Source organism: Mycobacterium nebraskense (assembly GCF_002102255.1).
Classification (GTDB): domain Bacteria; phylum Actinomycetota; class Actinomycetes; order Mycobacteriales; family Mycobacteriaceae; genus Mycobacterium; species Mycobacterium nebraskense.
Genome location: NZ_LQPH01000101.1, coordinates 16,050 through 40,730, shown reverse-complemented (window position 1 = coordinate 40,730; position 24,681 = coordinate 16,050). Strand labels below are relative to the sequence as shown.

At 67.0% G+C, this 24,681-nt stretch carries 27 protein-coding genes; 15 read left to right on the top strand and 12 right to left on the bottom strand.

All coding sequences use genetic code 11. The features are described from left to right. Position 1: 1 nt before the first annotated feature. A complete protein-coding gene (locus tag AWC17_RS10785) occupies positions 2-340 on the bottom strand; it encodes a hypothetical protein (RefSeq protein ID WP_085164617.1) in 339 nt (112 codons plus the stop codon). A gap of 44 nt (positions 341-384) precedes the next feature. On the opposite strand from AWC17_RS10785, the gene AWC17_RS10780 reads away from it, so the two are divergent. From AWC17_RS10780 to AWC17_RS10765, 4 genes are read left to right on the top strand one after another with little or no spacing between them, the layout of a single operon-like run. Continuing rightward, on the top strand, positions 385-1,710 hold the full coding sequence (locus tag AWC17_RS10780; protein WP_046182030.1) for a hypothetical protein: 1,326 nt from the start codon (positions 385-387) through the stop codon (positions 1,708-1,710). After that, a complete protein-coding gene (locus AWC17_RS10775; protein ID WP_047323707.1) occupies positions 1,707-2,837 on the top strand; it encodes a hypothetical protein in 1,131 nt (376 codons plus the stop codon). Before AWC17_RS10780 ends, AWC17_RS10775 begins: the two co-directional genes overlap by 4 nt. A gap of 29 nt (positions 2,838-2,866) precedes the next feature. Continuing rightward, positions 2,867-3,934 (top strand): NAD(P)H-dependent amine dehydrogenase family protein, encoded by a 1,068-nt coding sequence (locus AWC17_RS10770; RefSeq protein WP_046182000.1) that lies wholly within the window; start codon positions 2,867-2,869, stop codon positions 3,932-3,934. Continuing rightward, entirely contained in the window at positions 3,931-4,575 is a 645-nt protein-coding gene (locus AWC17_RS10765; protein WP_082122827.1) for a cutinase family protein, read from the top strand. The genes AWC17_RS10770 and AWC17_RS10765 overlap by 4 nt, the downstream gene beginning before the upstream one ends. On the opposite strand, the gene lipL is transcribed toward AWC17_RS10765, so the two are convergent. After that, positions 4,570-5,844 carry an esterase/beta-lactamase LipL gene (gene lipL, locus AWC17_RS10760; RefSeq protein ID WP_046182032.1) on the bottom strand — a complete coding sequence of 425 codons (1,275 nt, stop codon included), beginning with the start codon at positions 5,842-5,844 and terminating at the stop codon, positions 4,570-4,572. The genes AWC17_RS10765 and lipL overlap by 6 nt on opposite strands. 78 nt (positions 5,845-5,922) lie before the next feature. After that, the gene (locus AWC17_RS10755) at positions 5,923-6,516 is read right to left on the bottom strand and encodes a TetR/AcrR family transcriptional regulator (protein WP_046182001.1); all 594 of its coding nucleotides are present in this window, start codon (positions 6,514-6,516) and stop codon (positions 5,923-5,925) included. A 179-nt stretch (positions 6,517-6,695) separates the two neighbouring features. Between AWC17_RS10755 and AWC17_RS10750 the strand changes: the two genes are divergently transcribed. Then, a complete protein-coding gene (locus AWC17_RS10750) occupies positions 6,696-7,715 on the top strand; it encodes a phosphotransferase (protein WP_372517413.1) in 1,020 nt (339 codons plus the stop codon). A gap of 15 nt (positions 7,716-7,730) precedes the next feature. Here AWC17_RS10750 and AWC17_RS32645 read toward each other — a convergent pair whose 3' ends face one another. Continuing rightward, positions 7,731-7,877: a hypothetical protein gene (locus tag AWC17_RS32645; RefSeq protein ID WP_167385566.1), complete on the bottom strand. Its 147-nt coding sequence runs from the start codon at positions 7,875-7,877 to the stop codon at positions 7,731-7,733. 61 nt (positions 7,878-7,938) lie between these two features. On the opposite strand from AWC17_RS32645, the gene AWC17_RS10745 reads away from it, so the two are divergent. From AWC17_RS10745 to AWC17_RS10735, 3 genes are read left to right on the top strand one after another with little or no spacing between them, the layout of a single operon-like run. Next, positions 7,939-8,112 (top strand): CsbD family protein, encoded by a 174-nt coding sequence (locus tag AWC17_RS10745; RefSeq protein WP_046182002.1) that lies wholly within the window; start codon positions 7,939-7,941, stop codon positions 8,110-8,112. Then, a complete protein-coding gene (locus AWC17_RS10740; RefSeq protein ID WP_082147642.1) occupies positions 8,109-8,816 on the top strand; it encodes a cutinase family protein in 708 nt (235 codons plus the stop codon). The genes AWC17_RS10745 and AWC17_RS10740 overlap by 4 nt, the downstream gene beginning before the upstream one ends. A gap of 27 nt (positions 8,817-8,843) precedes the next feature. Beyond that, a complete protein-coding gene (locus tag AWC17_RS10735; RefSeq protein WP_047323708.1) occupies positions 8,844-9,821 on the top strand; it encodes an NAD-dependent epimerase/dehydratase family protein in 978 nt (325 codons plus the stop codon). A 4-nt stretch (positions 9,822-9,825) separates the two neighbouring features. On the opposite strand, the gene AWC17_RS10730 is transcribed toward AWC17_RS10735, so the two are convergent. The 3 genes from AWC17_RS10730 to AWC17_RS10720 form a co-directional block, all read right to left on the bottom strand. Continuing rightward, positions 9,826-11,259: a wax ester/triacylglycerol synthase domain-containing protein gene (locus tag AWC17_RS10730; RefSeq protein ID WP_047323709.1), complete on the bottom strand. Its 1,434-nt coding sequence runs from the start codon at positions 11,257-11,259 to the stop codon at positions 9,826-9,828. A 108-nt stretch (positions 11,260-11,367) separates the two neighbouring features. Beyond that, a complete protein-coding gene (locus AWC17_RS10725; protein ID WP_046182006.1) occupies positions 11,368-11,838 on the bottom strand; it encodes an SRPBCC family protein in 471 nt (156 codons plus the stop codon). 19 nt (positions 11,839-11,857) lie between these two features. Next, positions 11,858-12,685: an SDR family NAD(P)-dependent oxidoreductase gene (locus AWC17_RS10720; protein ID WP_046182007.1), complete on the bottom strand. Its 828-nt coding sequence runs from the start codon at positions 12,683-12,685 to the stop codon at positions 11,858-11,860. A 280-nt stretch (positions 12,686-12,965) separates the two neighbouring features. On the opposite strand from AWC17_RS10720, the gene AWC17_RS10715 reads away from it, so the two are divergent. Then, the gene (locus tag AWC17_RS10715; protein WP_047323710.1) at positions 12,966-14,369 is read left to right on the top strand and encodes a wax ester/triacylglycerol synthase family O-acyltransferase; all 1,404 of its coding nucleotides are present in this window, start codon (positions 12,966-12,968) and stop codon (positions 14,367-14,369) included. Positions 14,370-14,413: 44 nt separating this feature from the next. Beyond that, complete coding sequence (locus AWC17_RS10710) at positions 14,414-15,598, top strand: zinc-binding dehydrogenase (protein ID WP_046182009.1); 1,185 nt, start codon at positions 14,414-14,416, stop codon at positions 15,596-15,598. Here AWC17_RS10710 and AWC17_RS10705 read toward each other — a convergent pair. Genes AWC17_RS10705 through AWC17_RS10695 form a run of 3 tightly spaced genes read right to left on the bottom strand, consistent with a single transcriptional unit; the run spans position 15,595 to position 18,205 of the window. Continuing rightward, positions 15,595-15,990, bottom strand: coding sequence for a PPOX class F420-dependent oxidoreductase (locus AWC17_RS10705; RefSeq protein WP_046182010.1), 396 nt, complete (start codon positions 15,988-15,990; stop codon positions 15,595-15,597). The two genes, AWC17_RS10710 and AWC17_RS10705, sit on opposite strands and share 4 nt — an antisense overlap. Before the next feature lie 50 nt (positions 15,991-16,040). Next, positions 16,041-17,492 (bottom strand): aldehyde dehydrogenase, encoded by a 1,452-nt coding sequence (locus tag AWC17_RS10700; protein WP_046182011.1) that lies wholly within the window; start codon positions 17,490-17,492, stop codon positions 16,041-16,043. A gap of 8 nt (positions 17,493-17,500) precedes the next feature. Next, entirely contained in the window at positions 17,501-18,205 is a 705-nt protein-coding gene (locus tag AWC17_RS10695; RefSeq protein ID WP_046182012.1) for an SDR family NAD(P)-dependent oxidoreductase, read from the bottom strand. A gap of 140 nt (positions 18,206-18,345) precedes the next feature. On the opposite strand from AWC17_RS10695, the gene AWC17_RS10690 reads away from it, so the two are divergent. The 5 genes from AWC17_RS10690 (at position 18,346) to AWC17_RS10670 (ending at position 22,542) form a co-directional block, all read left to right on the top strand. Continuing rightward, positions 18,346-19,311 (top strand): TIGR03621 family F420-dependent LLM class oxidoreductase, encoded by a 966-nt coding sequence (locus AWC17_RS10690; protein WP_046182013.1) that lies wholly within the window; start codon positions 18,346-18,348, stop codon positions 19,309-19,311. Positions 19,312-19,376: 65 nt separating this feature from the next. After that, complete coding sequence (locus AWC17_RS10685; protein ID WP_046182014.1) at positions 19,377-20,285, top strand: enoyl-CoA hydratase/isomerase family protein; 909 nt, start codon at positions 19,377-19,379, stop codon at positions 20,283-20,285. Continuing rightward, positions 20,282-21,577, top strand: a complete 1,296-nt coding sequence (locus AWC17_RS10680) for an aromatic ring-hydroxylating oxygenase subunit alpha (RefSeq protein WP_046182015.1) — start codon at positions 20,282-20,284, stop codon at positions 21,575-21,577. Before AWC17_RS10685 ends, AWC17_RS10680 begins: the two co-directional genes overlap by 4 nt. Beyond that, a complete protein-coding gene (locus AWC17_RS10675; protein ID WP_197083337.1) occupies positions 21,571-21,909 on the top strand; it encodes a hypothetical protein in 339 nt (112 codons plus the stop codon). Before AWC17_RS10680 ends, AWC17_RS10675 begins: the two co-directional genes overlap by 7 nt. A gap of 12 nt (positions 21,910-21,921) precedes the next feature. Next, positions 21,922-22,542, top strand: a complete 621-nt coding sequence (locus tag AWC17_RS10670; RefSeq protein ID WP_046182017.1) for a TetR/AcrR family transcriptional regulator — start codon at positions 21,922-21,924, stop codon at positions 22,540-22,542. Here AWC17_RS10670 and AWC17_RS10665 read toward each other — a convergent pair. Continuing rightward, a complete protein-coding gene (locus AWC17_RS10665; protein WP_046182018.1) occupies positions 22,539-23,741 on the bottom strand; it encodes a cytochrome P450 in 1,203 nt (400 codons plus the stop codon). The two genes, AWC17_RS10670 and AWC17_RS10665, sit on opposite strands and share 4 nt — an antisense overlap. Before the next feature lie 19 nt (positions 23,742-23,760). Beyond that, positions 23,761-24,594: a mycofactocin-coupled SDR family oxidoreductase gene (locus tag AWC17_RS10660; protein WP_085164626.1), complete on the bottom strand. Its 834-nt coding sequence runs from the start codon at positions 24,592-24,594 to the stop codon at positions 23,761-23,763. Positions 24,595-24,681: the final 87 nt, after the last annotated feature.

Below are 24,681 nucleotides of genomic sequence, written 5' to 3'. Positions count from 1 at the left end.
CTCACAGCGAGGCCACCCACGCCGCGTGCACCGCCAACACGTCGTCGGGCAGCGAAAGTTTCTCGCGCGCAGCGGGATCGAACGCAACCAGAACGACCAGGCCGGGGCGCAGCATCGACATGTCGAGGTCGTCGCCGCAACGCGCCAGCTTGCCGATGAACGTCTCCCCGGAGACGGCGACCACCTCGATGAAAACCTGACGCTCGACCGTGCGCACGGTACCGACCCCGACGACGCGGTCCCCGCCGCCCCGCCGCCGGGCGCACCTGATCCGGTCAACCAGCACCAACAGCTTGTTCATGCGACCAGGGTGAAGCCGCCGACCGGCTACCGAACCCAAGTTTTCGGCTGCCGTGTTTTGCGCGATGCCCCTATTCTGTGCAGATGAGCGCGGATTCGCAGCTGGCCGTCGCGGTCGGGCACCCCCGCCGGTCGGTGATCGACGCGGCGTGGCGGGCGATCGGCCCCGGCGTGGAGGTGCTCAGCAGCGACGACGGCGGCCCGCTGAGCCGCACCGTCAAACGCATCATCGACCCGTTGGTGCTCCGGTTGCGGTCCAACCCGCAATATTCGGCGCCCGTAGTCAACCCCGAGACGGCCGCGGCGATGCGTGACCTGATCGTCGGCAGCGGCCCCGAATTGCGCTCGGCCGCAGCGTGGTTCGACGTCCTCAAGTTGGAGCGGCGCAGGCAGCGCATCCGCACCGGCAACGCGCAAGAACTGTACTTCCCGGTGTGCTTCGAGCTCGCGGTGACGAAAGGCCCACCGGCACCGCAGGATCGCGAGACGGCGGCCGCGGTGCTGGGCGACCTCCACCAGGGCCGCGACCGCACCGCGATCGAGGTGCTGCACCAGTACGTGGCCGATCCCGAAGCGGTCGCCAAGCTGGCCGACCAGCTCGACCGCAGCTGGCGGGACGTGCGGGCCCCGGAAACAGCCCCGGCGACTGTCACCGGCCCCTTCCTGGCCGAGCTCGCCACCGTCCTCGGACCCGCCAACAGCCACGGCACCGCGACGGCCCGGCAGCGCGTCTGGTCGGCGATGATCGCCGACGCCACGCCGTACAACCTGGGTGCCCTGGCCCGGGTCGAGGGGGCGCACCTGCCGTGGTCGATCGTCGAGCTGGGCCTGAGTTCAGTTGCGCCGCAACGTCCCCCGCGCGTCGCCGGCGAATCCGATAGCGACCGGCCGCTGGATCGCAGCGTGGTGGACCGGGTGCGCGCGACCCTACGGCGTGCCCTGGACCGCGACGCGTTGCCCGATATCCCGCTGCTCTGCGAGGAGGAAGTCGACCGGGCCTGCGCGCCCTGGGGGCTGCTGTCCGAGGACAAGCAGGCCACGCTGGTCGCGGGTATCGAGATCGCGGTGGAGCTGGACCCGCTGGACCCGTCCGCCGCCGGCCGCTACGCCCTGGCGGCGCAGATTCAGGCGCGGTTGCGCAAGGAGGCCTACGTACTGCACGCCCGGCGCTACCTCGCCGAGGGCGGCCCCCTCCATCCACGCCAACGGCAGGTGGTCGACGACCTCGCCGCGTACGCGCAGCCCTACCTGAGCCGCCTGTGGGCGCGGCTGCACGGGCGCGACGTGTGGCAGGAGCCCTGCGATGACGTCGATGACGTGCGGTCGCTGCTCGAGGGGGTGGCGCGGTCGGTGAGCCTGGACCACCGGCAGCGGATCAAGGCGATGCTGGAATTGCAGGTGGCCGGATGAGATTGGTCGCCGAATCCGGTCTGTGGAGCACCGGCCCCGTCAGCGAGGCGACGCCGCTGGCCGCGGTGCTGGAAGTCAGTGGCGCGGTGCTGTCGTGGACCTTGGACGAGCCAGGCGACCCGGACGATGCGGCGACCCACATCACGTTCACCGATCTCCCACGCGCCGAATGGCTTTGGCGGATCCTAGGGGAGTCCGGCCACGTCGCCCTGGCTTCCGCTGTGGGGTCGGCGGACGACCCGCGCAGCATCGACCTCGCCGGCGTGGACATCCTGCCGGGCTCGGTCGGCCCGCTCCGCAGGCTGGCCGTGGGCCATTGGCTGCGGCGCTGGTGGCCGGCGAGCCGACAGGACGGCATCGCCGACCTGGACCGCGCGTTGCTGGACCTCGAAGTCGCGTTGCTGACCGCCGGCGCGCAGGGCTTCTTCGCCGACGACACCTTGGATTCCGATGTCACGGAATTGCTGGCGCCGCACGCCGCGGCCCTGGCCGCGCACGCCGCGGACGGTGATCCGCGCGCACTCGATTTGGTGCGGGCCGGCGCCGATCTGGCCGACGAATTGGGGGTGGACGGCCCCGGCTGGCCCGAACTGTATGCGGTCCTTGATGATTCGGGCGCGGTGTTGACCGAGCCCAGCGGACGCCGCGACGACTACGCCCTGGCCGCCGGCGCGGGCGCAGGCGCGCGCGCCGTGGCTCCGATTGCCCGTGGCGTCGCGTCCGTCAACTGGGGTGGGGTTCCGCCCGGCATCTTCGACGCGGGCGAGAACACGGTCGAGTGGACGGTCGAGGCGGGCGGGACAGCCGTCGTACGGGCGGCCGTCATCGGCCCGCACGCACCCACCGGCCTGGCGGTGCGACTGCGCTCCGGGGCCATTTCCGGCACCGGCGCCCTGGACGCCGACGGCCGCGCAACGCTCCCCCTGGTCGACGGCCAACAACGTCCGCTCACCGAATCGGCGGCCTGGGACCACGATTGGTCGGCGACGTCGGTGCGCGTCGGGGCCGAGACGACGGAGTCGCCCGAGACCCGGGAACGGGTGCGCCGGTGGGTGCGGGCCCGGCTGGACCGGCCGCCCGGCGACGCCTTCCTCGCGGAAATATTGGCGGCCGAATCCGCCTACTAACGGCGGCCGCGATTCCCTATGCTGTGCGAGTGCCAAACAACTATCGAGTGGTTCAGTGGAACACCGGCAATGTCGGCAAGAGCTCGCTGAAGTCGATCGTCGCCAACCCCACGTATGAACTGGTGGGCTGCTATGCCTGGTCGGCGGACAAGGTCGGCCGCGACGCCGGCGATCTGGTCGGGATCCCGCCGCTGGGCGTGGCGGCCACCAATGATGTCGACGCGCTGCTGGCGCTGAAACCGGACTGCGTGGTTTACAACCCGATGTGGATCGATGTCGACGAGCTGGTCCGCATCCTGTCCGCGGGCGTCAACGTGGTCACCACGGCGTCGTTCATCACCGGGGGAAACCTCGGCAAGGGCCGCGAGAAGTTATCGGAGGCCTGCGAGAAGGGCGGCTCGACGATCTTCGGGTCCGGGGTCAGCCCTGGTTTCGCCGAGCTGTTGGCGATCGTGTCGGCGATGGTGTGCAACCGGATCGACAAGGTCACGGTCAACGAGGCCGCCGACACCACGTTCTACGATTCACCGGAAACCGAGAAGCCGGTGGGCTTCGGGCAGCCGATCGACCACCCGGAGCTGCAGGCGATGGCGGCGAAGGGAACGGCCATCTTCGGTGAGGCCGTCCGGCTGGTGGGCGATGCGCTCGGCGTCGAACTCGATGAGGTGAAGTGCGTGGCCGAGTTCGCCCAGACCACGGCGGATCTCGAGATGGCGTCGTGGACCATCCCCGCGGGATGCGTGGCGGGGGTCTACATCAGCTGGCAGGGCATCGTCGGCGACACCACCCTGATCGACCTGAATGTGCGGTGGCGCAAGGGGCAGACGCTCGAACCCGACTGGAAGATCGACCAGGACGGCTGGGTCATTCAGATCGACGGGCAGCCGACGGTGACCACCAAGGTCGGCTTCCTGCCGCCGCCGTACTTCGAGGCCACGACGCTCGAGGAGTTCATGGATCTCGGGCACATCATGACGGCGATGCCCGCCATCAACGCGATCCCGGCCGTCGTCGCGGCGGCGCCGGGCATCGTCACCTACGCCGACCTTCCGCTGACGCTGCCCAAGGGGAACGCGTATGTCAGCATTAAGCGGTGAGCGCCCACCACATCCTTCGCGTCCTTTGCGTTGCGATCGCGGTGACGTCGGCGGCGTCGGGCGGGACGCTCAGCAGCCCTGCCGTACATGCCGATCCGTGTCCCGCCGTCGAGGTGGCGTTCGCTCGCGGCACCGGCCAGCCCCCGGGTGTCGGCAACGTGGGCCAGGCGTTCGTCGACTCGCTCGGCTCCCAGATTTCCGGCCGATCGATGGGTGTCTACCCGGTGAACTACCCCGCGACTGAGGCTTTCGCGGCGAGCGCCCAAAACGGTGCCGATGACCTGGTTGCTCACGTACAGGACATGATGGGACGCTGCCCCAACACCAGAATGGTGCTCGGCGGATTTTCGCAGGGCGCGGGTGTGATCGATCTGGCCACGCCGGCCATGGCGCCCCAGGCGGCTGATCATGTCGCGGCGATCGCCGTCTTCGGCAATCCGACGAGCGCACTCGCGAATCGCTTGTCGGGCGCCGTGTTCCCCCCGATCGGTCCGCCGTACGCCGCGAAGACCATCGACATGTGCGCGGACGGCGACCCGGCGTGTTCCAGTGGCTCCAACATCAACGTCTTCGCGCACGCCTCGTATGTGCAGTCCGGGATGACGGCCCAGGCCGCGAACTTCGTCGCCGCCCGGTTATAGGGCCGCCTTGCGCCGGGCGGGCTTGGCGTAGGCGGCGCCCAGTTGCGGCACCCGCAGCGGACCCTGATCGCGGGCGGCCAGGATGGCGTTGCGCAGCGGACGGGCCAGGCCCGCAAAGGATCCCATGTCGAACAGCAACGGCGTCAGCAACCGGTTGTGGACGAAACCGAACGAGCTGCCGGCTTCGGGGTCGGCCCAGCCGAGCGTTCCACCGAGACCGACGTGGCCGAAACCGCGCAGCAAACCGGGCACCGGCGATTCGTGGTAGCCGAGGTGAAATGGCATGGGCACCACCATGTTCGCGTCGGGCCACTTCCGGCGGGCCTGCCCCGCCAGACCGCGCGCCAGCTCCTCGGACAAATACTTCTTGCCGTCGATGCGGCCGTCGTTGGCCAGCACGGCATACATCTTCGCCAGCCCGCGGCCGGTGACCACGCCGTTGGCGGCGGGGACCTCCCCGTCGAGGAACGGCGTGTCGCCCTTGATCAGGGAAACCACGCCAGGAAAGTACATCGCGCCCAGCGCGCCGGAGAATGGCAGGCCGGCCACCTTCGGTGCGATGAAGTTGAACACCGGGGTGCGCAGCCTGCCGTGCGGAATCAGGATCTGCGCGGCCTGGGTGGGCGAACCTTCCGGCGGGCGGCCCAGGTGCACGCCGTCGGTGTTGAGGGGACGCGCGACCTCCTGGCGGATCAGCTCCCGCATGCCCTTGCCCGTGACCGCCCTGGCCAGACCGGACAGCAGCCAGCCGTAGGTCAACGCGTGATAGGCCTGCACGCCGCGCAAATGGTCGACGGGTGCTGCGGCGAGGCGCTCCTCCATCAGGGCGTGGTCCATCAACTGCGCCTTGGTGACGCCGCGCAGATGCGACAACCCGGAGCGATGCCGCAAGACGTCGCGAACCGTGATTTCGTCCTTTCCGTTGGCCGCGAACTCCGGCCAGTATTCGGCGACGGGCTCGTCGTAGGAAAGCAGGCCGCGGTCGGCCAGCCGGTGGATCACGGTCGACGCGACGCCCTTGGTCGCCGAGAACACCATCGCGCCGGTGTCGGCGGTCCAGCGCTGGGTGCCGGCCCGGTCCGACCACCCCGTCCAGACGTCGACGACGGGCACGCCGTCGATGTAGACGCTCAACGCTCCGCCACCGAACCGGCGACCGGGAAACAGCTGCGCGAACAGCTTGACGACGTTGCCGAAATGGGGGTCGGCCGCGCCGGAGACACCGCGTGGCAGACCGTCGTCGGTGACCAGAAGAACCGACGGTGTCACGGTGCCACGCCGCGCCGCTGCCACGAGGACGAAGCTATCAGTCGCCCCTGCGCAACGGTCGGAGTGTCCCCGCACCGATCAGCGCAAGATTCCGCCGAGGATCGCGTCGAGGAGCCCGTCGAATTCGGTGGCGAGCGGGCCGTTCGCCGGCGTGCGGCTCAGCAACCGCAGCAGCAACGTGCCCATCAGCGCGTTCGCGACCGCATCGATGTCGGCGTCGGCACGCAACTGGCCGTCGTCGGCGGCAAGGCGCAGGCGGTCCAGCAGGCCGGCACGCTGCGGGACGCTCAGCTGTTGGTCGAGCGCCTCGTTGTCCAACGTGCTGGCGGCGGCCGCGGCGATGAGCGCGCGGATGAGCGCGGCGCTCGCGGGGTCGGCGATGAACTCGGCGTGCTCGACCAGCCAGGTCCTCAGGTCCGCCCGCAGGTCCCCGGTGGTGGGGACGTCGAAAGAGCCACCCCTGCCGTAGGCGTCGATGACCGCTTCCGCCACCAGCGGGGCCTTCGACGACCAGCGCCGGTACAACGTCTTCTTGCCCACCTTGGCGCGGGCGGCGACCCCATCCATCGACAACTCGGCGTAGCTGCCGACCGCCAGGAGTTCCCGGGTGGCGTCCAGGATCACGTCGTCCAGCTGCACGTCGCGCGGCCTGCCGCCCCTCGCCTCAGGCATGGGAGGAGCTTAGATCAGCCGGGCCGTTTTGAAGGGCGCACCGCATGCGGTAGCTTCCCCTACAGCCAGTAACGACACGGACCGTGTCGTTACTGGCACACCATGCGACGATGGGACCCTCGGTGAGCACACTGCCTCTGTCCGTGCCGCGGAGCTGGGACGAGATCACCCCGGCCTGGATGTCGGCGGCCCTGGCCGGATGCCATCCGGATGCGGTTGTCGATGAGGTCGCCGTCGAGCTTCGCGACGACGGCACCAACCGGCGCGCCCGGCTGGCGCTGAGCTATTCGGCCGGCAGCGGTCCCGCCACGGTTTTCGTCAAGGCCGCGGACCCTGCGCATAAAGAGCTGATCCGCATGACCAGCGGGATGTTCCACGAGCCGCGACTGTTCTCCTCCGGCGTCGAGCTGCCGCTCGAACACCCGGCCGTCTACGTCGCCCTGATCGACGAAGACGCCTACGACTTCGTCATGGTCATGGAGGATCTGAACGCGCGGGCAGCGGACCCGCGCGATTCCCTGCGGCCGCTGACCGCCGAGCAGGCCGCCACCGGCGTGCGCGCCCTCGGCCGCATGCACGGCCGCTACTGGGGCGAGCGCGTCCTGCGACACCCGGGCCTGGCCTGGCTGGAACCGTTCCTGCCCTTCGACGGCCTGCAGTACGCACCCCTGCCGTCGGCCCTGGAACGGCTCGACCCCGACACTCCCGCCGAGGTGCTGGAGCTGACCATCGACCACCTCGTCGAGTCGCTGTGGAAGCCCTACATCCGCACGCTCACCACGTCGCCGCAGACCTTGCTGCACGGCGATCCCCACATCGGCAACACGTACGTCACGCCCGACGACGAAGTCGGGTTCCTCGACTGGCAGATGGCGCGCCGCGGGAACTGGTCACTTGACCTCGGCTACTTCCTGCAGGGCGCCCTGACGGTCGACGATCGCCGGGAGCACGAGCGTGCCCTCCTCGACGAATACCGGGCCGCGCTCGGGCTGCCGAGCACCGAGCTGCCGTCCCGCGACGAACTGTGGCTGCGCTACCGGGCGTCGGTCGCCCACGGACTGACCCTGTGGCTGTGCACGGCCAGCGCCGGGGGCGGGCTGTGGCAGCGCGTCGAAGTCGCCGTCGCCCTGGCGCAGCGGTACGCGGTCGCCTTCGGCGATCTGGAGAGCGCGGCGGCGATCGCCGCTATCGCGGCGTGAATCCGCAGCGCTCACCTAGCCGGGCGGCTCCGGCGGCTCGGGCGGTTGCGCGGTCGGCGAGTCCTTCAGATATCTGCGCAGCCGAAGCAGCTGGTTGATGACCATGCCAATGCCCAGAAGCATCAGCCCCACTACTATTGCCACCACGATTGCGGCGCTCACGACCTCCATGATGGCAGGGCGGGGGTTTCAACATCTCCCACAGCGGGGTAGCCACACCGGCATGAGCAACGAGGACAAGCTGAAGAACAAGATCGAGGACCTGGGCGGCCGGGCCAAGGAGGCCATCGGCAAGGCGACCGGGGACCACGACACCAGGGACGAGGGCCGGGCGGACCAGGCGAAGTCCAGCCTGAAGGACGCCGGAGAAAAGGTGAAGGACGCCTTCAAGAAGTGAGCAGCCTTGCCGAGCTGCGCCGGCTGCCGGCGCTAGTGGGACTCGCGGCGTTGGCGGCCGGCGTGCTGGTTTCAAGCGCCCCCAGTCCGTCGGCGTCGGCGGCACCATGTCCCGACGTGGAGGTGGTGTTCGCCCGCGGGTCGGGTGAGCCGCCAGGTGTCGGCGGCATCGGTGGGTCGTTCGTGGACGCGCTGCGCTCGCAGATCGGCTCCCGGTCGCTCGGGGTGTATGCGGTCAATTACCCTGCCAGCACAGACTTTTCGAATCCCAACTTCCCGCAGACGGTCGTCGACGGGATCCGTGACGCCAGCGGGCACGTCGAAGCCACGGCCAAGAACTGCCCCAACACCCGGGAGGTGCTCGGCGGGTACTCGCAGGGCGCGGCGCTGGCCGGATATGTCACCTCGGCGGCCGTACCGGCGGGCGTGCCCGCGTCTGCGGTACCGTCGCCCATGCCGCCCGAGATAGCGAGCCACGTCGCCGCGGTCACCCTGTTCGGAACGCCGTCGGGCGACTTCCTGCAGAAGTACCACGCGCCGCCGCTCGCAATCGGCCCGCTATATCAGCCGAAGACCCTGGAGCTGTGTGCCCAGGGCGATCCGGTGTGCGGCACCGGCAACGGCGACGGCTTCGCCGCGCACGTCTCCTACGGCGCGAACGGCATGACGAACCAGGCCGCCAACTTCGCCTCCAGTCACCTGTAGGCCGGACGGCCCTGCAAAGATCGCACCATGCGCGTTCTGATCACAGGGGGTACGGGATTCGTCGGCGGCTGGACGGCCAAGGCCATCGCCGACGCGGGGCATTCCATCCGGTTTCTGGTGCGCAATCCCGGCAAGCTGGAGACTTCGGTGGCCAAGCTGGGCGTCGACGTCTCCGACTTCGCCGTCGCCGACATCACCGATCGGATGGCGGTGCGCCAGGCGCTGGACGGATGCGAAGCCGTTGTGCACAGCGCCGCCCTGGTCGCGACCGACCCGCGCCAGACCACGGAAATGCTCACCACCAACATGCAGGGCGCCCAGAACGTCCTCGGTCAATCCGTCGAGCTGGGGCTGGATCCCATCATTCATGTTTCCAGCTTCACCGCGCTCTTTCATCCGGGCCTGGAGACGTTGACCGCGGACCTGCCGGTCGTCGGCGGAGCCGACGGATACGGAACATCCAAGGCGCAGGTCGATATCTATGCCCGCGGTCTGCAGGATGCCGGCGCGCCGGTGAACATCACCTATCCCGGCATGGTGCTCGGCCCGCCGGTCGGCGACCAGTTCGGTGAGGCCGGCGAGGGCGTGCGGGCGGCCGTGCAGATGCACGCGATCCCGGGCCGGAGTGCGGCGTGGTTGATCGTCGACGTGCGCGATCTGGCCGCGTTGCATGCGGCGCTGCTGGAGCCCGGGCGCGGGCCGCGCCGCTACACCGCGGGTGGCCACCGGGTGCCGGCGGCCGAGCTCGCCGCCATGCTCGGCGAGGTTGCCGGGACGCCCATGATCTCCGTCCCGATCCCCGACACCGCGCTGCGCGTGGCGGGGGCGGTGCTGGATCGGGCAGGTCGCTTCCTACCTTTCGACACGCCCTTCACGTGGGCCGGGATGCAGTACTACACGCAGATGCCGGCATCCGACGATTCGCCCAGCGAACGCGAGCTCGGCATCAAGTACCGGGATCCAACCGAAACCGTCGCCGACACATTCGAAGCCCTTCGCGGGTGAGTCGCTAGGCGTTGCAACCCATGTCGTGGCTTCCGTCGCCCAGAGCGATGACCGCGTCAAAGCCTTCACGGATGCACGCCACGAAGGCGCCCAGATCCGGGACCGCTGCGGCGTCGACGTTGACGCCGACCAGCGCCTTGTGGTGATAACCCACCAGCGTGATGTTGGCGGCGGTGCCGATCGTGGGCCCGAAGGGAAAGATGCTGAGCACTTTCGCGCCGGCAAGGTAGAACGCGAAATCTCCGGCGTTGACATCGCTGAGCACGAAGTCGTCGTGTTTCATGATCAACCCGATGACGAGATTCACCGCGGGGCCGAAGGCGTTGATCGCCGTGCCCAGCGCGGCGGCCAACGGGAGTTTCGCGACCCCCTTCAACCTATTGATCAGGCCGTGATAGGTCTCCATCGCGGCGCCTGGGTCGTCGGCGCCGATCGGGATCGCGATTCGGCAACCATTCACCCGGTTCCCGAACAGTGGGTCGCCCGGCTTGCGGATATCAACGGGGATGGTGGTCCGTAGCCGGTCGACTGGTTTGCCGTGCCGTTGATGGTACAAAGCGAATCCGTGCGCGACGGCGGCGAGGAACGCGTCGTTGACGGTGCAGTCCCGGGTCTTGGCGGCTTTGCGCAATCCGTCGAGGTCGGCCTCAAGCGCCGCGAAGCGCAGCCACCCCCGGCGCTCAGTCATAAGCGGCGAAAGGGTCTTCAAGTTCGGCGCCACGATCCGGGTCACCGCCCGCACATCCTTTACGACAGTGGTCGCGGTATCGCGCGGGCGCCGCACCACGGTCGGCAACGCACGCGCGGTCGCGCCCGCGGACCGGCCAAGCAACCCGAGGATGCGGTGGGCGGTGTAGCCGGCGGCTTCGGCCGCCCGCCCGAGCCGGGACTGATCCTCGGGCTCAGGGATCGGCGGCATCGGGCCAAGGTCGCGCGGCTTTCGGGTCAGGTCGCCGAGCAACCCGAAGATCGCGAGGAGGCCGGTGCCGTCACTCATCACATGGTTCACCGTGAGGATCAACGCCGCCTGTCCGCCCGCGAGCCCTTCGACTACGGTAACGGTCCACAGCGGGCGTTCCCGGTCGAGCCCGGACATCGCCGACTGGCGCGCAAACTCCAGCACGCCGTCCAAAGATCCATCGCCCGGCGCACCGATCCAGCGGACGTGATAGGAGAGATCGAAGTTCGGGTCGACAATCCAACGGGGAGTCGATAGGCGCAACGGTGCCTCCACCAGCCGGTGCCGAAATGCCGGCAGGGTCCGGCTGCAACGTTCGAGCCGGTCGAGGAAGACCTCCCGGTCGGGCCCCCGATCGAGGATCAACACCACCGTGATCGTCTGCCGAAGCAACGGATCCTTCTCGATCCCCCACAGCATCGCGTCCAGATCGCCGGTGTGATGGGGCTTTTGCGAGGCGTGATTGTCGATGGCTGCCATCGTTCCTCGGTTGTGTGCGCAGTTTCTGCGGGGAGCACTTAGGAGTGTGCGTCGCACTGGCTCCGCCAGACAAGGTCGACCAGCGGCTCGACCAACGACCGGCTCCAATCAGCCGGCGTAGCGGTTGCGAAGTCTGGTCAACGTGGCTTCGATGGCGGCGGCATTGCGGTTGGCGAAACCCGTTCGCTCGTAATACTTCAGCCGATCCTTCAGCAGTCCGGTGTCGCGGTAGTCGAACGTCTCGGTGACGCGTGTGATCGTCGGTGTGATTGCCGCGAACTCCCAACGCCAGTGGTGCCCGACGGGGTGGCGCCATTCGATCAGTTCATCGGGTTTCATCGCGGTGATGGTGCTGGTGCTGCGATAGGGCACCCCGAACATCGTCATCTTCGTGGTGAACCGCGCGCCGGCGACCAGCCGCTGCGGGGCACGGATGTTATCCCCAACGGTGCCGGAGCCGTCGAGTTCGCGGTGGCGACGCGGGTCCGCGACGATCGCAAACAGCTCGGCTGCAGGGGCATGGACCTCAATCGAGCGGCTGACTTGATTGCGACCGGCGTCCACCGCGGTGACGATCATTGCGTTGCTCCCGACTTTTCTAGGTGGCGACCATGGCGAGGCTGCGCTCCCAGAGTTCACGCGCCAGGCCCGGGTCGGAGGCGCGGGGGTTGGCCCGGGCGATTCTGTGGTTGGCGTAGTACTCGCCAGATTTCCAGTCGATTCCCGGTGTCGATGAGGCCAGCCACACCAGCTCGTCGGATCCCCGCTCCGGTCCCGTCAACGCCAGGTACTTGATTGGGCCGCGAAACGCAGTTCGAATCCACCACGTGCGCGACTCTTTTCCGAAGTTGGTCGCTACGCTGCCGGGATGAAACGCCGCGGCGGAGATCCCGGCAGCGTGGTAACGGCGGTGCAGTTCCTTGATGAACAAGATGTTTTCCAGCTTCGCTGCGCCGTAGGCCCTGAGGGGCCGGTAACCCCGTGCTAAGTCGAGGTCATCGACATCGACACGGCCGAAGTACGTGTTGACCACGCTCGAGGTGTTCAGCACCGTGGCGCCGGATTCGAGGAGCCGATCCAGCAACAGCGTCGTGAGCAGAAACGCGGCCAGGTAATCGACCTGGAAAGTCGTCTCATGGCCGTCGACGGTGAGCGCACGCCTCCTCATGGCACGGCCGGCGTTGTTGGCCAGCACATCGATGCGGGGGTAGGACCGTAGCAGCTGTTCGGCCAGCCTCCGCACCTGTGCGAGATCCGTGAAATCGGCCACAAAATACTCGACGCCCAATCGCGCGGCGACGGCGGTTGTTTTCGCTTCGGATCGGCCGACCACCACCACGTTCTCGCCGCTTCGGCTCAGCCTGTCCGCCGCGACAGCGCCGAGGCCGTCGCTGGCACCGGTAATGATCACCGTGCGACCCGCCATCGCTGTCCTTTCCGACGCCGCGCCGTTGCAGGGTGCCGCAAACCGTCGGCACAAACCGCCGCATCAATGATTGTTGCGATGCCAGTGTGCTGTCCACCCCCGGCCGATCGGCGCCGCCCTGGTGCGCGACGTTGCTAAGGGACTTACGGTGGCGATACCGGGGCCCTAGTGCCCTCGTCGACCGTGGTCGGCGGAGGGAACATCGCCGTAGCCTTCGGACTCGTGTGCGCCCGGGCCGGATGTCGGTCAGGGTGCCGGAGCTTCGGATTGGAGGTACGGCATGACCAAACCGATTCCGCCCCTGGACCTTTCATGGCTGTTGATCGAGTCGCCGGCCGGCACGACGCACGTTGGCGCCATGCTGCTGTTCAAGAAGCCGGCCGGCCGCGCGCCTATAGTGCGCGAGATCGTGGAGGCGTACCGGGCGTGCACGCCCGCGCCACCCTTCAACTACGTTCCGGAGTTGCTCGGTCGGGGCGCGCCCCATTTCCGAGAGGCGTTGGACTGGGAGCCCTACTACCACGTCGGACACCTGGCCCTCCCCGCTCGCTCCTCCTACGACGACCTGCTGCGGCTCGTCGCCGATCTGCACGAGCCACAACTCGACCGGGACCGGCCGCTTTTTCGGTGCTGGGTGATCGATGGGGTGCCGAACGGGATGTTCGCGATCTACACGAAGACCCATCACTCGATCATCGACGGCGAATCCGGCCTCAAGCTTCTCTACGCCGGGCTGAGCACGACCGAGGAGCGCACCGTCCCGACACCCGCCTTCGCGCTCGGCGCGCCGGAACCCCGGCCGCATCCGCCGACGCCCTTCACCGAGCGCATCGCCGGTTCGATTCGCGGGGCGATGACGCAGGTAGAGGCGTTGAACCAGATTTCGGTCGGCACCCTGCGCAAGGTGCTCGCAAGTCTCTTCCGATCGCATCTGGAGGGCAGCCTGCCGTTCGGGGCGCAGCACGCCCCGACCAACGCTCCGCTGCAGATCGGGCGAGGCTTCGCGACGCTTTCCCTGCCGCTTGAGGAGATGCATGAGGTCGGCCGGCGTCTCGGGGCGACCCTGAACGACGTGGCGGTCACCGTCGTCGACGCCGGGCTGCACGCCTATCTACGGGAGACGGACCGCCCCTTCGCGCACCCCTTCGTTGCGATGTGTCCGGTGTCGCTGCGCGCCGGCGGGGACACGACGATCGGCACGCGAGTGTCCGCGGTGTTTCCGCGACTCGGTGAGCCCGAAGCGGGCATGCCGGAACGTCTTCACCAGGTGGTGGACTCGGTCGCCGCGTGCAAGAAGGAACTCGCCCGCATGTCCAACGAGGCGGCACTGACCTACGCGGCGGGGCTCGTCGCACTCGCCGGCCTGGGTTCTTCCACACACCTGGACCGCGTCGTGCACCCGGCGTGCAACCTCGTCATCTCCAACGTGGCGGGCGCCAAGGAGATCCGATACCTCAACGGTGCACGCCTTCTGGGTATTTATCCGGTTTCCGCCCTCGCCGCCTCGATCGGACTCAACGCCACGTTCGCGTCCTACCACGACAGCATGGACTTCGGCTTCGTCGCCAACTCCGCGGCACTGGGCGACCTACCGCAACTCGCTCGTCACACGCTGCGGGCCTACGCGGAGCTGAAAGGGGCTGCGGGACTGCAATCGGCAGGAGCCGAGCGCGCTTCGTTCTGAACGACGGCTATCTCCAGGCCCGGCGTGTGTAGGAGGATCGACGGATGAAGAGCGTGACGTGCACTAACGCAAAGCTCGAAGTAGTCGACACCCCCACCCCGACCCCGGCGAAGGGGCAATTGCTGATCGAGGTCCTCAGGTGTGGCATCTGCGGATCCGACCTGCATGCGCGCCACCACTGCGACGAACTCGCCGATGTGATGGCCGAATCGGGGTACGACGCCTTCATGCGATCGAATCAGCACGTCGTGTTCGGTCACGAATTCTGCGGTGAGGTGCTCGACTACGGCCCCGGCACACGCAAGGCCCCGCCGCCCGGCACTCCCGTCGTCGCCCTTCCGCTGCTGCGCCGTGGCAAGGAGGTGCACGGGATCGGGCTGTCGACGATGGCGCCGGGAGCCTATGCCGAGCAGCTCCTCGTCGAGCAGTCGCTGACGTTTGCCGTCCCGAACGGGTTGTCCCCCGAGATGGCCGCCCTGACCGAGCCGATGGCCGTCGGGTGGCACGCCGTCCGTCGCGGCGAGGTGGGCAAGGGCGACGTCGCAATCGTGATCGGCTGCGGGCCGATCGGTCTCGCGGTGATCTGCATGCTCAAGGCGCACGGGGTGCGCACCGTGATCGCCAGCGACTTCTCGGCTGGCCGGCGCGCGCTGGCGACCGCCTGCGGAGCCGACATCGTCGTCGATCCCGCGCAGGACTCGCCCTACAGCACGGACGCGAGCCGCAAGCACTTGCAGGGCATCCTCGAGGCGTTCGACCTGGCGGTCGGCACGATCGAGAAGTTGCAAAGGCTGCGGCTGCCCTGGTGGCACGTGTGGCGCGCCGCCGAAGCGGCCGGCGCCGCAACGCCCAAGCACCCCGTCATCTTCGAATGTGTCGGTGTGCCAGGCATTATCGACGGCATCATCGCGAGCGCGCCGCTGTTCTCGCGCATCGTCGTGGTCGGCGTCTGCATGGGCTCGGACCATATCCGGCCGGCGATGGCGATCAATAAAGAGATCGACCTGCGGTTCGTGCTCGGGTACACCCCGCTCGAGTTCCGCGACACGCTGCACATGCTCGCCGACGGCAAGGTCAACGTCGCGCCGCTGATCACCGGGACGGTCGGGCTGTCCGGCGTCGAGGCCGCGTTCGACGCGCTCGGCGATCCGACGAATACCGAACACACGGCGCACGCGAAGATCCTCATCGACCCCAAGAGCGACGCCGCAAGCCCGCAGCCGGTCTAGGCGTCTATCCCACTGGGCTCGATCTCGAGGCCGATGTGCACTTTGTCGATGCCGCCCCGCACGATCGAGTGCGCATAGAACCACCAGGCGTGGTACCAGTACCGCTTGAGCACCGCGTTGTAAACCCGCCGCGTCTCGGACTTTGGCAGGACCCGGGCAATCCCTTCGACCGGTTCGCTCCTTGGCTTGCCCAGCGATCCGCTCCTGGCGATCGTCACCCGGGGCGTGTTGTTGATCCGCTTGGTTTTCCAGGACCCGTCATCGGTGATCACCAGCAGCCTGTCGCCCTCGGGCACGCCCCAGATCGGTGTCGGCTTGGGGCGGCCGTCCTTGGTGAAGGTGGTCAAGAGCAGGTACTTGGACGTGATGACGTCATGAAAGCTGAGAGCCACGGCAGAACAATTCCCCGTTAAGGCAAGTTTTTAGTCATGGCGCGTGGACGTCACTGAGCCGCCGCTGCGGAAATAGATTGGCTCACCGTGTAACTGTCGATTCCCTCGGTTCCGAGTTCGCGACCGTAGCCGCTGTTCTTGACACCGCCGAACGGTGCCGCCGGATCCATGATGTAGCCCTCGTTGACGCCGAAGGTGCCCGACCGTACCCGCGCCGCCACGCCGTACCCGCGGTCGACGTCGGCGGTGAATACCGATCCGGCCAAACCGTATTCGGAGTCGTTCGCTATCCGGATCGCCTCGTCCTCGTCGCGGTAGGAGATGACCGTCAGCACCGGGCCAAAGATTTCCTCCCGGGCTATCCGCATGTCGTTGCTGGCATCGCTGAACAGCGTCGGCCTTACATACCAACCGGTTTCGAGACCGTCGGGCATGTCGGTCCCCCCGGTCACCAAGCGCGCCCCTTCGCTTTTCCCCGATTCGATGTAGCCCCGCACCCGCTCCTGCTGACGCTGCGCCACCAGCGGACCGATCGCAGTGTTGGGATCCGCGGGGTCGCCCACCGTCATCGACTCCATACCTGCCGCCAATGCGTCGACGAACTCGTCCTTGCGCGTCTCGGGCACCAGGATCCGGCTGAGCGCGTTGCACACCTGGCCGCTGTTGGCCAGGCTGGCCATCTGGATACCGGCGGCGACCGCCGCGGGGTCAGCGTCGTCCAGCACGATGGCCGCCGACTTACCGCCCAGCTCAAGGCTCACCTGCTTCGGGCCCGCCGCGCAGGCAAGCGCCACTTGCCGGCCGGCGGCCGTGGATCCGGTGAACGAAACCTTGTCGATGCCCGGGTGGCTCACCAGCAGCTCACCGACATCACGGCCGCCGGGTACCACGTTCAACACGCCGGGCGGAAGGTCGGCTGCCGCAACCAGTTCCGCGAGCAACTGCGCGTCGAGCACCGACTCGGGCGCGGGCTTGAGCACCACCGAACAACCCGCCAACAGCGCCGGGACCACCTTGGTGACGGTAAGGAACTGTGGCATGTTCCACGGCACCACCGCGGCCACGACGCCCACCGGCCGCTTCGCGACCCGAATGTCCTTGCCGTACAACCCCGGACGATCCTGTTGCCATTCGTAATTCGCCGCCAGACCACAGAATGCCGAGATCATGGTCAGGGGAAGGCGGACCTGCGCCATCTTGGCAAAGGTGATGGGCGCGCCGATCTCGGCCGAGATCAGCGCCGCCATGTCGGCGCGCCGCTCCTTGTAGATGCCGGCCAGCCGGGTGAGCGCATCGATCCGTTCGGCGGGCTGCATGCGGGGCCACAGCCCGGCGTCAAAGGCCGCCCGTGCCGCGGCGACGGCGCGATTCACGTCCGCGGGCCCCGCGCAGGCCGCCCGACCGATGACCGCCTCGCTGTGCGGCGATATCACCGAGATGACGGAGTCGGCATCCGGTACCGTCCACTTCCCGTCGATGAAAAGCTGGTCCCTGTCGTACATTTGCCACCTCAGGTGTTGCGGCCCCCGTTGACCCCGAGTATCTGACCGGTGATGTAGCCGGCTTCCTCTGACACAAAGAAGGCGCACGCCGCGGCGATATCCTCGGGCCGGCCCACTCGGCGCACCGGCGTGCGTTTGATGTGATCCTCGACCGTGCCGCCGAGTAGGTGACGCCGCTCGGCGCTGCGCAGCATCGGTGTGTCGATGAATCCCGGCGGTACGGCATTGACGGTGATTCCGGACGGACCGTATTCGAGGGCCAGCGACTTGGTCAGGCCGTTCACCGCGGATTTGGCGGCCACGTAATGGGCCATGAACGGCTGTCCGGAGTGAGTGGAGGACGAGGAGATGTTGACGATGCGTCCCCATCCCGCCTCGACCATGTCCGGGAGCACGGCCTGAATGGTGTGGAAGACACCGTTGAGGTTCACGTCGATCACCTTGGACCAGTCCTGGAAGGACATGTCCAGGAACTTCTTGAAGCCCTCCACTCCTGCCGCGTTGACCAGCACCTGGATCGGTCCGAACGCGTCGCGGATCGCCGAGATCGCGGCATCGACCTGCGCGCGGTCGGTGACGTCGGCGACATAACCGAAACCGTCTTCAGTCGGGGATAAGTCGATGACGGCCACCCGAAGTCCCTCGCTGCGCAATCGCTCGGCGACGGCACGGCCGATCCCCGAGGCACCACCGGTAACGACCGCCGTCTTCACGCGCGCGTACCCACCTTCCTGAGCGACCGCCCAAACCCATGGGCCTCACATGCCTATCACTCGGCATCCGCCACGGTCAAGCGCGGCAGTAATCGGGCCTGGGCTTGATTCGTTTCAGTCGACCCACTTAGGGTCCGTTGATGGACAGGCCCCCGTTTCGGTTCGGAGTGCAGGCGACCAACGCGGCCGGGGCACGCGCGTGGCGCGATACCGTTCGTCGCGTCGAAGACCTCGGGTACACAACGCTTTTCCTCGCGGATCATTACCTGGGTCCGGGACCCGCGCAGCGGGAAGCGCGCACCCCGCGCCAAGACCTGGCACCCATCGCGGCGATGGCGGCGGCGGCCGCCTGGACCGAGAAGTTACGCATCGGGTGTCGCGTCTTCTGCATCGACTATCACGTGCCTGCGGTGTTGGCCAAGGAGGCGGCGACACTCGATCTTCTCTCCGATGGTCGTCTCGAATTGGGGATCGGCGCCGGCTGGAGCGAAGTCGAGTACACCGCGATGGGACTCGACTTCGACTCGCCGGGCCGGCGAATCGCCAAGCTGGCGGAGGTGGTCGCGCTCATCAAGGCCCATTGGCGCGGCGAAGAACTCGACTGCTCTGGCGAGTTCGTCGACGTGCACGGCTATGCGGGGCGGCCGCGGCCGGTGCAACAACCACACCCGCCCATCATGATCGGCGGCGGCGGACGTCGCGTCCTCTCGCTCGCCGGCCGCGAAGCCGACATTGTCAGCATCTCGAGCGTGCCGTTTGTGGCACGTGACGCCGACGGCCTGGATCCACAGGCGGTCGCCCAGCGTCGGATCGGCTTCGTGCGGGCCGCCGCCGGTGAGCGCTTCGCTCGTCTCGACGTCGAAAGCTCGCCGTACTTCACCGAGATCACCGACGACCCCGAGGCCGTGCTCGCGCGGCTTGCGCAGTCCACGGGCATCTCCTCCGAGCTATTGCGCGACCATCCCAATGTTCTCATCGGCTCACCGGAACGCATTGTGGAGACACTGGATTCGCGCCGGGAGACCCTCGGCGTCAACTACGTCACGGTGCAGCAGTCACAGATCGAATCGTTCGCGCCCGTGGTGGCCCACCTGTATGGGCGGTGAACCTTGACCGCCGCGACAGGAGGTGGGACTATTTGGGCGATCGCTCAAAGAAACGGGACGGCTCAATGGCAAAGCGAACCAGATTCAGCGAATATCACGATCGGTACGCGAACTATCGGCTCGAACTCTCCGAGGACGGCATCCTGTTCATGCAGTGCCACACCAACGGCGGCAGCCTGGTGTGGGACTGGCGGGCGCACGACCAGATGTCGGACGCGTTCGCCGATATCGCGGGAGACCGCGAGATCAAGGTGCTCATCCATACCGGAACTGGCGAAAACTACAACGCCAACTGGGGACGCATGCCCAATGGGGACCCGGTCGAAAAGCCCGACTACCTTCTCATGCCGGGCACCCGCGGCTTGTTGAAACTCGACGAAAAAGCCTGGTACGCAAGGCATCTGATTACCAACGTGCTCGACGTAGACGTGCCAATGATCAGTGCCGTCAACGGTCCGTGCAACATGCACTCCGAGGTGCCGCTGCTCGGCGATATCGTCCTGGCCTCGGACGACGCCTACTTCCAGGACGCCTCGCACTTTCCGCGAGGCCAGGTGCCAGGCGACGGCCAGCATGTCATCTGGAGCTTTTTGGCCGGCCACACCCGCGCGCGCTATTTCCTGTTGACCGGCATGAAGCTCGGCGCGCAGGAGGCCAAGGAGTGGGGCGTAGTCAATGAGGTGCTGCCCAAAGACCGATTACTGGACAGGGCCTGGGAACTCGCTCGAGAACTGGTCAAGCGCCCACCGCTGACGCTGCGCTATTCGCGCCAGCTGTTCACCAACCCGCTCAAGCGGGCGTTCCTCGACGAGCTCGGCCACGGCCTGGCCCGGGAAACCTACGCGCAGCGCGCCTTCTTCCCGTTCGGCGGCGAGATGGCACCGCTGGACAGGGCTTGGGACGCGGAGCCTTGGACAAACATCCAGTCAACATCGAAGCCCGACGGTCACCGCAGTGAAGGAGTCCCCTCGTGACCAGCATCCAGCAGCGCCTGTCGACAGGACGGGGCAAGTTCACCACCGACTATCCCGAACTCGGAACCGGCCCCGTCAACTACGAGGATTCCATCTCCGAGGAGTTCTTCGCCGCCGAGCGCAAGGCGGTGTTCGAGCGAAACTGGTTGTGCGTCGGACGTGTCGAGCGGCTGCCCCGCAAGGGTTCGTACTTCACTCGCGACCTGCCCGGACGTCTGGCCTCGATCGTGGTCGCCCGCGATCTGGACGACGCAGTGCACGCGTTTCACAACGTGTGCGCCCACCGCGGCAACAAGGTCGTCTGGCAGGAGCACCCGGGCAGGGAAACGTCCGGGACATGCCGCGCGTTCGCCTGCAAGTACCACGGCTGGCGATATGGCCTCGACGGCAAGGTCAACCACATCACCAACGAAGGCGAGTTCTTCGACCTCGACAAGAGCACACTGCGGATGCCGCCGGTGCACTGCGAGGTCTGGGCGGGTTTCATCTTCATCAACCTCTCCGACGACCCGGTGCCGTTGCGAAGCTTCCTCGGCGACGGACTCCTGGGCATCGAGGCCTACCCATTCGAGAAGATGACCCAGCATTACGGATTTTCCACCCGCATCAACGGCAACTGGAAGCTGGCCGTCGACTCGGTATGCGAGTGGTATCACCCGCCGTATGTACACGGCCGCTTCATCGACCCCGACGTCTCCAAAGCCGAAAAGCTGGTGCCGCCGGTCGACGCATACCACTACGAGCTGTTTCGGCCGCACATGCTCACCTCGGTCCCGGGGCCGCCGCCGCTGCCGCCCCGCGAACCCGGCAGCGCAGGACCCGCCCGCCAGGACCAGCGTTGGGTCTACAAGCTATTCCGCGCCGGACTCTTCGGTCCCGACGATGTCCCCGACATCGGCCCACTCCCCGACTTCCTGAACCGCGGCAACATCGCGTCATGGGGCAACGACCAGTTCTGGGTCTTCCCGAACATCTCGATCCAGATCTGGGCGCGCGGGTATTACATCACCTATACCTATTGGCCGGAGACCGTCGACTCACACATCTACGAGATCGACATGTACTTCGTGCCGCCGGCCAACGCCGCAGATCGCCTCGCTCAGGAATTGGTGGTCGACAGCACGATTGAGTTCGCGATGCAGGACGTCAACACCATCGAGGCGACACACTCGGCCCTGAAGACGTGGGCGCAGAACACCTTTCACTTGAGCGACCAAGAATTGTTGATCCGACAGTTTCACACGGTCATCCGCGACACCGTGGACGCTTACCAGAGTGGCCAACCATCATGACCAGTTCAGCACTGCCACAAGGGTTCACCGATCTCGAACCCTTCGTCAACGATTGGGCATTGCCGACGCGGGCCCAACGCTACGAGGCGCGGCTGTCCAAGCCGCACGATGAGCTGGTCAGGTTCTACGACGCCATCGCCGCGAGGGCGGAGGAAGCGACCGCGTACCTGAACAAGTTTGACCTCAACGCATTACCGGACGACGCGACCAGGTTGTTGCATCTGCTCTACTCGATGATCCTGGTCTCCTACGCCGTCAATGTGTTCAAACAAAACCGCATCCCGGATTCCGGCGCCGCCTTCTTCGACATGGTCGTCGAACCGGCGGTGTGATAAGACCGCATTGTGACGGCATCCCAACGACCGAAGGCTCGGGACTCGACCACTCGCGACACGCTAGTGGCCGCGACGATTCAGATCATGATCGAGGAGGGCTATGCCGCGGCCACGTCCCGCCGCGTGGCGGCCAAAGCCGGTGTCAAACCGGCCTTGGTGCACTACTACTTTCCCACGATGGACGAGTTATATCTGACCGTCTTTCGCCGCGGCGCCGCGATCTACCTGGAGCGCCAGCAGAAAGCGTTGGCCTCGGACCGCCCATTGCACGCTTTCTGGGAAACGCTCACCGAGCCCAAAGACACCCGACTGCTGCTCGAGTTCATGGGACTTGCCAACCATCGCAAGGAGATCCGAGCCGAGATATCGGCGTGGTCGGAGCGTTGGCGCGAGCAGCAAATCACCGCGCTGAACTTCATCGTTCGCGAGCACGAACTCGATACGGACGAATTCCCGCCCGCAGCCCTCGCGGTCGTCATCGCCTCCATCGGCCGCACCCTGATACTTGAGCAGGGACTCGGTACCCAAGGTGGGCACGCGGAGGCCGTCGCTTTGGTCAATCGGTTCCTGGACCGGTTCGAAATGCCGACACCGAAGAATCGACGCGCCAAGCCGGACGCGGCCTCTTAGGGCAACACGACTCTCAGCCGCTCCCAGCCACGCACGGTCGATGTCGACGCCAATTGCGCCGTGTCGTAGTCGATGCCCCATTCGGGCCAGCGGTTGAGAATCTCGTCCAGCGCGACGCGGCCCTCGAGGCGGGCCAGGTTGGCGCCAAGGCAGTAGTGCACACCCTTCCCGAACGTGATGTGCGAGATGTTGTCGCGGCGGATGTTGTAGGTATCCGGTTCGGTGTAGCGGCGGGGGTCGCGGTTGGCGGCGCCGAACAGGAGCAGCATTGCGCTGCCGGCCGGAACCGTGGTGCCGTAGCACTCGAAATCCCTTGCCATCCAACGGGCGACGTGCGGTCCCGTCGGTTCGAATCGCAGCGTCTCGTCGACCGTGCGAGTCAGCAGTGATCGGTCCTCATAGACCGCACGCCGCTGGTCGGGATGCTCGGCGAGGACCTTGGCCAGCCAGCCGATCAGCCGGCCGGTCGTCTCGTTGCCCGCCCCGGCGACCACCTGCGTGTAGTGCAGCACCTCTTTGCGCGTCAGCTTTCGGTGCACCCCGTGCTCATCGTCGAACTCGACGTTGAGCAGTGTCGTCATCAGGTCGTCGGAGGGGTTCTTGGACCGCCATTCCACGTAGTCGGCGTAGATCCGGCCGTCGGCGATGGAGTCGGCGTCGGCGACCTTCAACGGTGCGCCCGGCTTGGTGCGCAGGTTGGCGTCGTTGGCGTCGCGCACCGAGACTTGTTCGGACTCCGGGATTCCCAACAGCATCCCGATCACCCGCATCGGCATCATCGAGGCCAGCTCGGCGATGATGTCGAAGCCCCCTGAGCCGACGAGCGGGTCCAGACACCGCACGCAGTATTGCCGGATCTGGTCCTCGAGGGCGGCCATCCGCCGGGGCGTGAACACGCGTGACATCAGACCGCGCAGCCTCGTGTGCTCGGGCGGATCCTGGAACATCATGACGCCGCCGGGCATGTCGAATTTCGATTGGATGAGCTCGAGGATGTCGCTGCGCTTGTTGGAGAACGTCTCCCAGTTGGCCAGCGCGCCTTCGACGTCGGAATGCCTTGACAGCGCCCAGAAGTCGTAGCGCTCGTTGTAGTAGATGGGGGCTTCATCGCGCAGCCGCGCGTAGGTCGGATACGGGTTGGCATTGATGTTGACGTCGTAGGGGTCGTAGTAGACGTCCGTGTCGTTGGTGACGGTCATGGATGCTTTCCTTACTTCCCTATTTGAGACAGCTGCCCGCATCGACGGGAAGGGCGACGCCGGTGATGTAGCGCGCTTCGTCGGATGCCAAGAACAGCACGGCGTTACTGATGTCTTCGGGGGTCACCCAGGGGATGGGCAGGTAGTGGAAGCTCTGGCACACCGGAGCGAGGTCGTCGGGCCCCGGGTTCTCCAACTCCGGCCGGAACGCGCGGTAGGTGGCCTCGTTCATCAATAACGGCGAACTCGTGTGCGTGGGGAGGACGGCATTCACCCTGATCATGCGCTGGCCCAATTCGACGGCGAACGAACGCATCAGGCCGATCACGCCGTGCTTGGCTGCGACGTAGTGGCCGACGTGGGGGTAGGCCTTCAAACCGGCCACCGACGACGTCAAGACGATGGAGCCGCCGCGGTCACCGTTCAGGATGTGGGGAACCCCGGCCTTCACCGTCTTCCAGACGCCGCTGAGGTTGACGTCGATCATCTCCTGCCACAGGGCCTCATCGGCCTTGTGCAGCTTTCCCGCCGTCGTGCCGATCCCGGCGTTCGCGACGATGACGTCCAGGCGCCCTAGCTGTTCGACGCCGCTGTCAACGGCGGCTCGCAGCGCGTCGAAATCGCGCACGTCCACTTCGGCGGTGACGACTCGGCCGCCGGCGTCCTTGACCAAGCCGGCGGTCTCGTCGAGATCTTCGGGCGTGGCACCGTCCGCGGGCGACGCCTCGAACTTGCGGCAGATGTCGACGGCGATGATGTCGGCGCCCTCCCGCGCGAGCCGGACGGCGTGACTCCTGCCCTGCCCGCGCGCCGCGCCGGTCACGAACGCGACCTTGCCGTCCATCCGGCCCATCGCCACCTCCATGCCCCGCCGTTTTGGGCGATCGCCCAATTCCCTGGCGCACCCATGTCTAGCAGCACCGAGAGCGGGCAGTCAAGA

What these genes read in the sequence shown, in the direction of transcription:
- AWC17_RS10720 (WP_046182007.1), bottom strand. Translation starts at nt 12,685, where the DNA reads ATGGCGGGTCGCACGGTGATCATTACCGGTGCCAGCGACGGCCTCGGC.
- AWC17_RS10685 (WP_046182014.1), top strand. Translation starts at nt 19,377, where the DNA reads ATGGCAAAGCGAACCAGATTCAGCGAATATCACGATCGGTACGCGAAC.
- AWC17_RS10730 (WP_047323709.1), bottom strand. Translation starts at nt 11,259, where the DNA reads ATGGCAGCCATCGACAATCACGCCTCGCAAAAGCCCCATCACACCGGC.
- AWC17_RS10745 (WP_046182002.1), top strand. Translation starts at nt 7,939, where the DNA reads ATGAGCAACGAGGACAAGCTGAAGAACAAGATCGAGGACCTGGGCGGC.
- AWC17_RS10780 (WP_046182030.1), top strand. Translation starts at nt 385, where the DNA reads ATGAGCGCGGATTCGCAGCTGGCCGTCGCGGTCGGGCACCCCCGCCGG.
- AWC17_RS10750 (WP_372517413.1), top strand. Translation starts at nt 6,696, where the DNA reads ATGTCGGCGGCCCTGGCCGGATGCCATCCGGATGCGGTTGTCGATGAG.
- AWC17_RS10715 (WP_047323710.1), top strand. Translation starts at nt 12,966, where the DNA reads ATGACCAAACCGATTCCGCCCCTGGACCTTTCATGGCTGTTGATCGAG.
- AWC17_RS10725 (WP_046182006.1), bottom strand. Translation starts at nt 11,838, where the DNA reads ATGATCGTCACCGCGGTGGACGCCGGTCGCAATCAAGTCAGCCGCTCG.
- AWC17_RS10710 (WP_046182009.1), top strand. Translation starts at nt 14,414, where the DNA reads ATGAAGAGCGTGACGTGCACTAACGCAAAGCTCGAAGTAGTCGACACC.
- AWC17_RS10755 (WP_046182001.1), bottom strand. Translation starts at nt 6,516, where the DNA reads ATGCCTGAGGCGAGGGGCGGCAGGCCGCGCGACGTGCAGCTGGACGAC.
- AWC17_RS10690 (WP_046182013.1), top strand. Translation starts at nt 18,346, where the DNA reads ATGGACAGGCCCCCGTTTCGGTTCGGAGTGCAGGCGACCAACGCGGCC.
- AWC17_RS10660 (WP_085164626.1), bottom strand. Translation starts at nt 24,594, where the DNA reads ATGGGCCGGATGGACGGCAAGGTCGCGTTCGTGACCGGCGCGGCGCGC.
- AWC17_RS10665 (WP_046182018.1), bottom strand. Translation starts at nt 23,741, where the DNA reads ATGACCGTCACCAACGACACGGACGTCTACTACGACCCCTACGACGTC.
- AWC17_RS10735 (WP_047323708.1), top strand. Translation starts at nt 8,844, where the DNA reads ATGCGCGTTCTGATCACAGGGGGTACGGGATTCGTCGGCGGCTGGACG.
- AWC17_RS10775 (WP_047323707.1), top strand. Translation starts at nt 1,707, where the DNA reads ATGAGATTGGTCGCCGAATCCGGTCTGTGGAGCACCGGCCCCGTCAGC.
- AWC17_RS10700 (WP_046182011.1), bottom strand. Translation starts at nt 17,492, where the DNA reads ATGTACGACAGGGACCAGCTTTTCATCGACGGGAAGTGGACGGTACCG.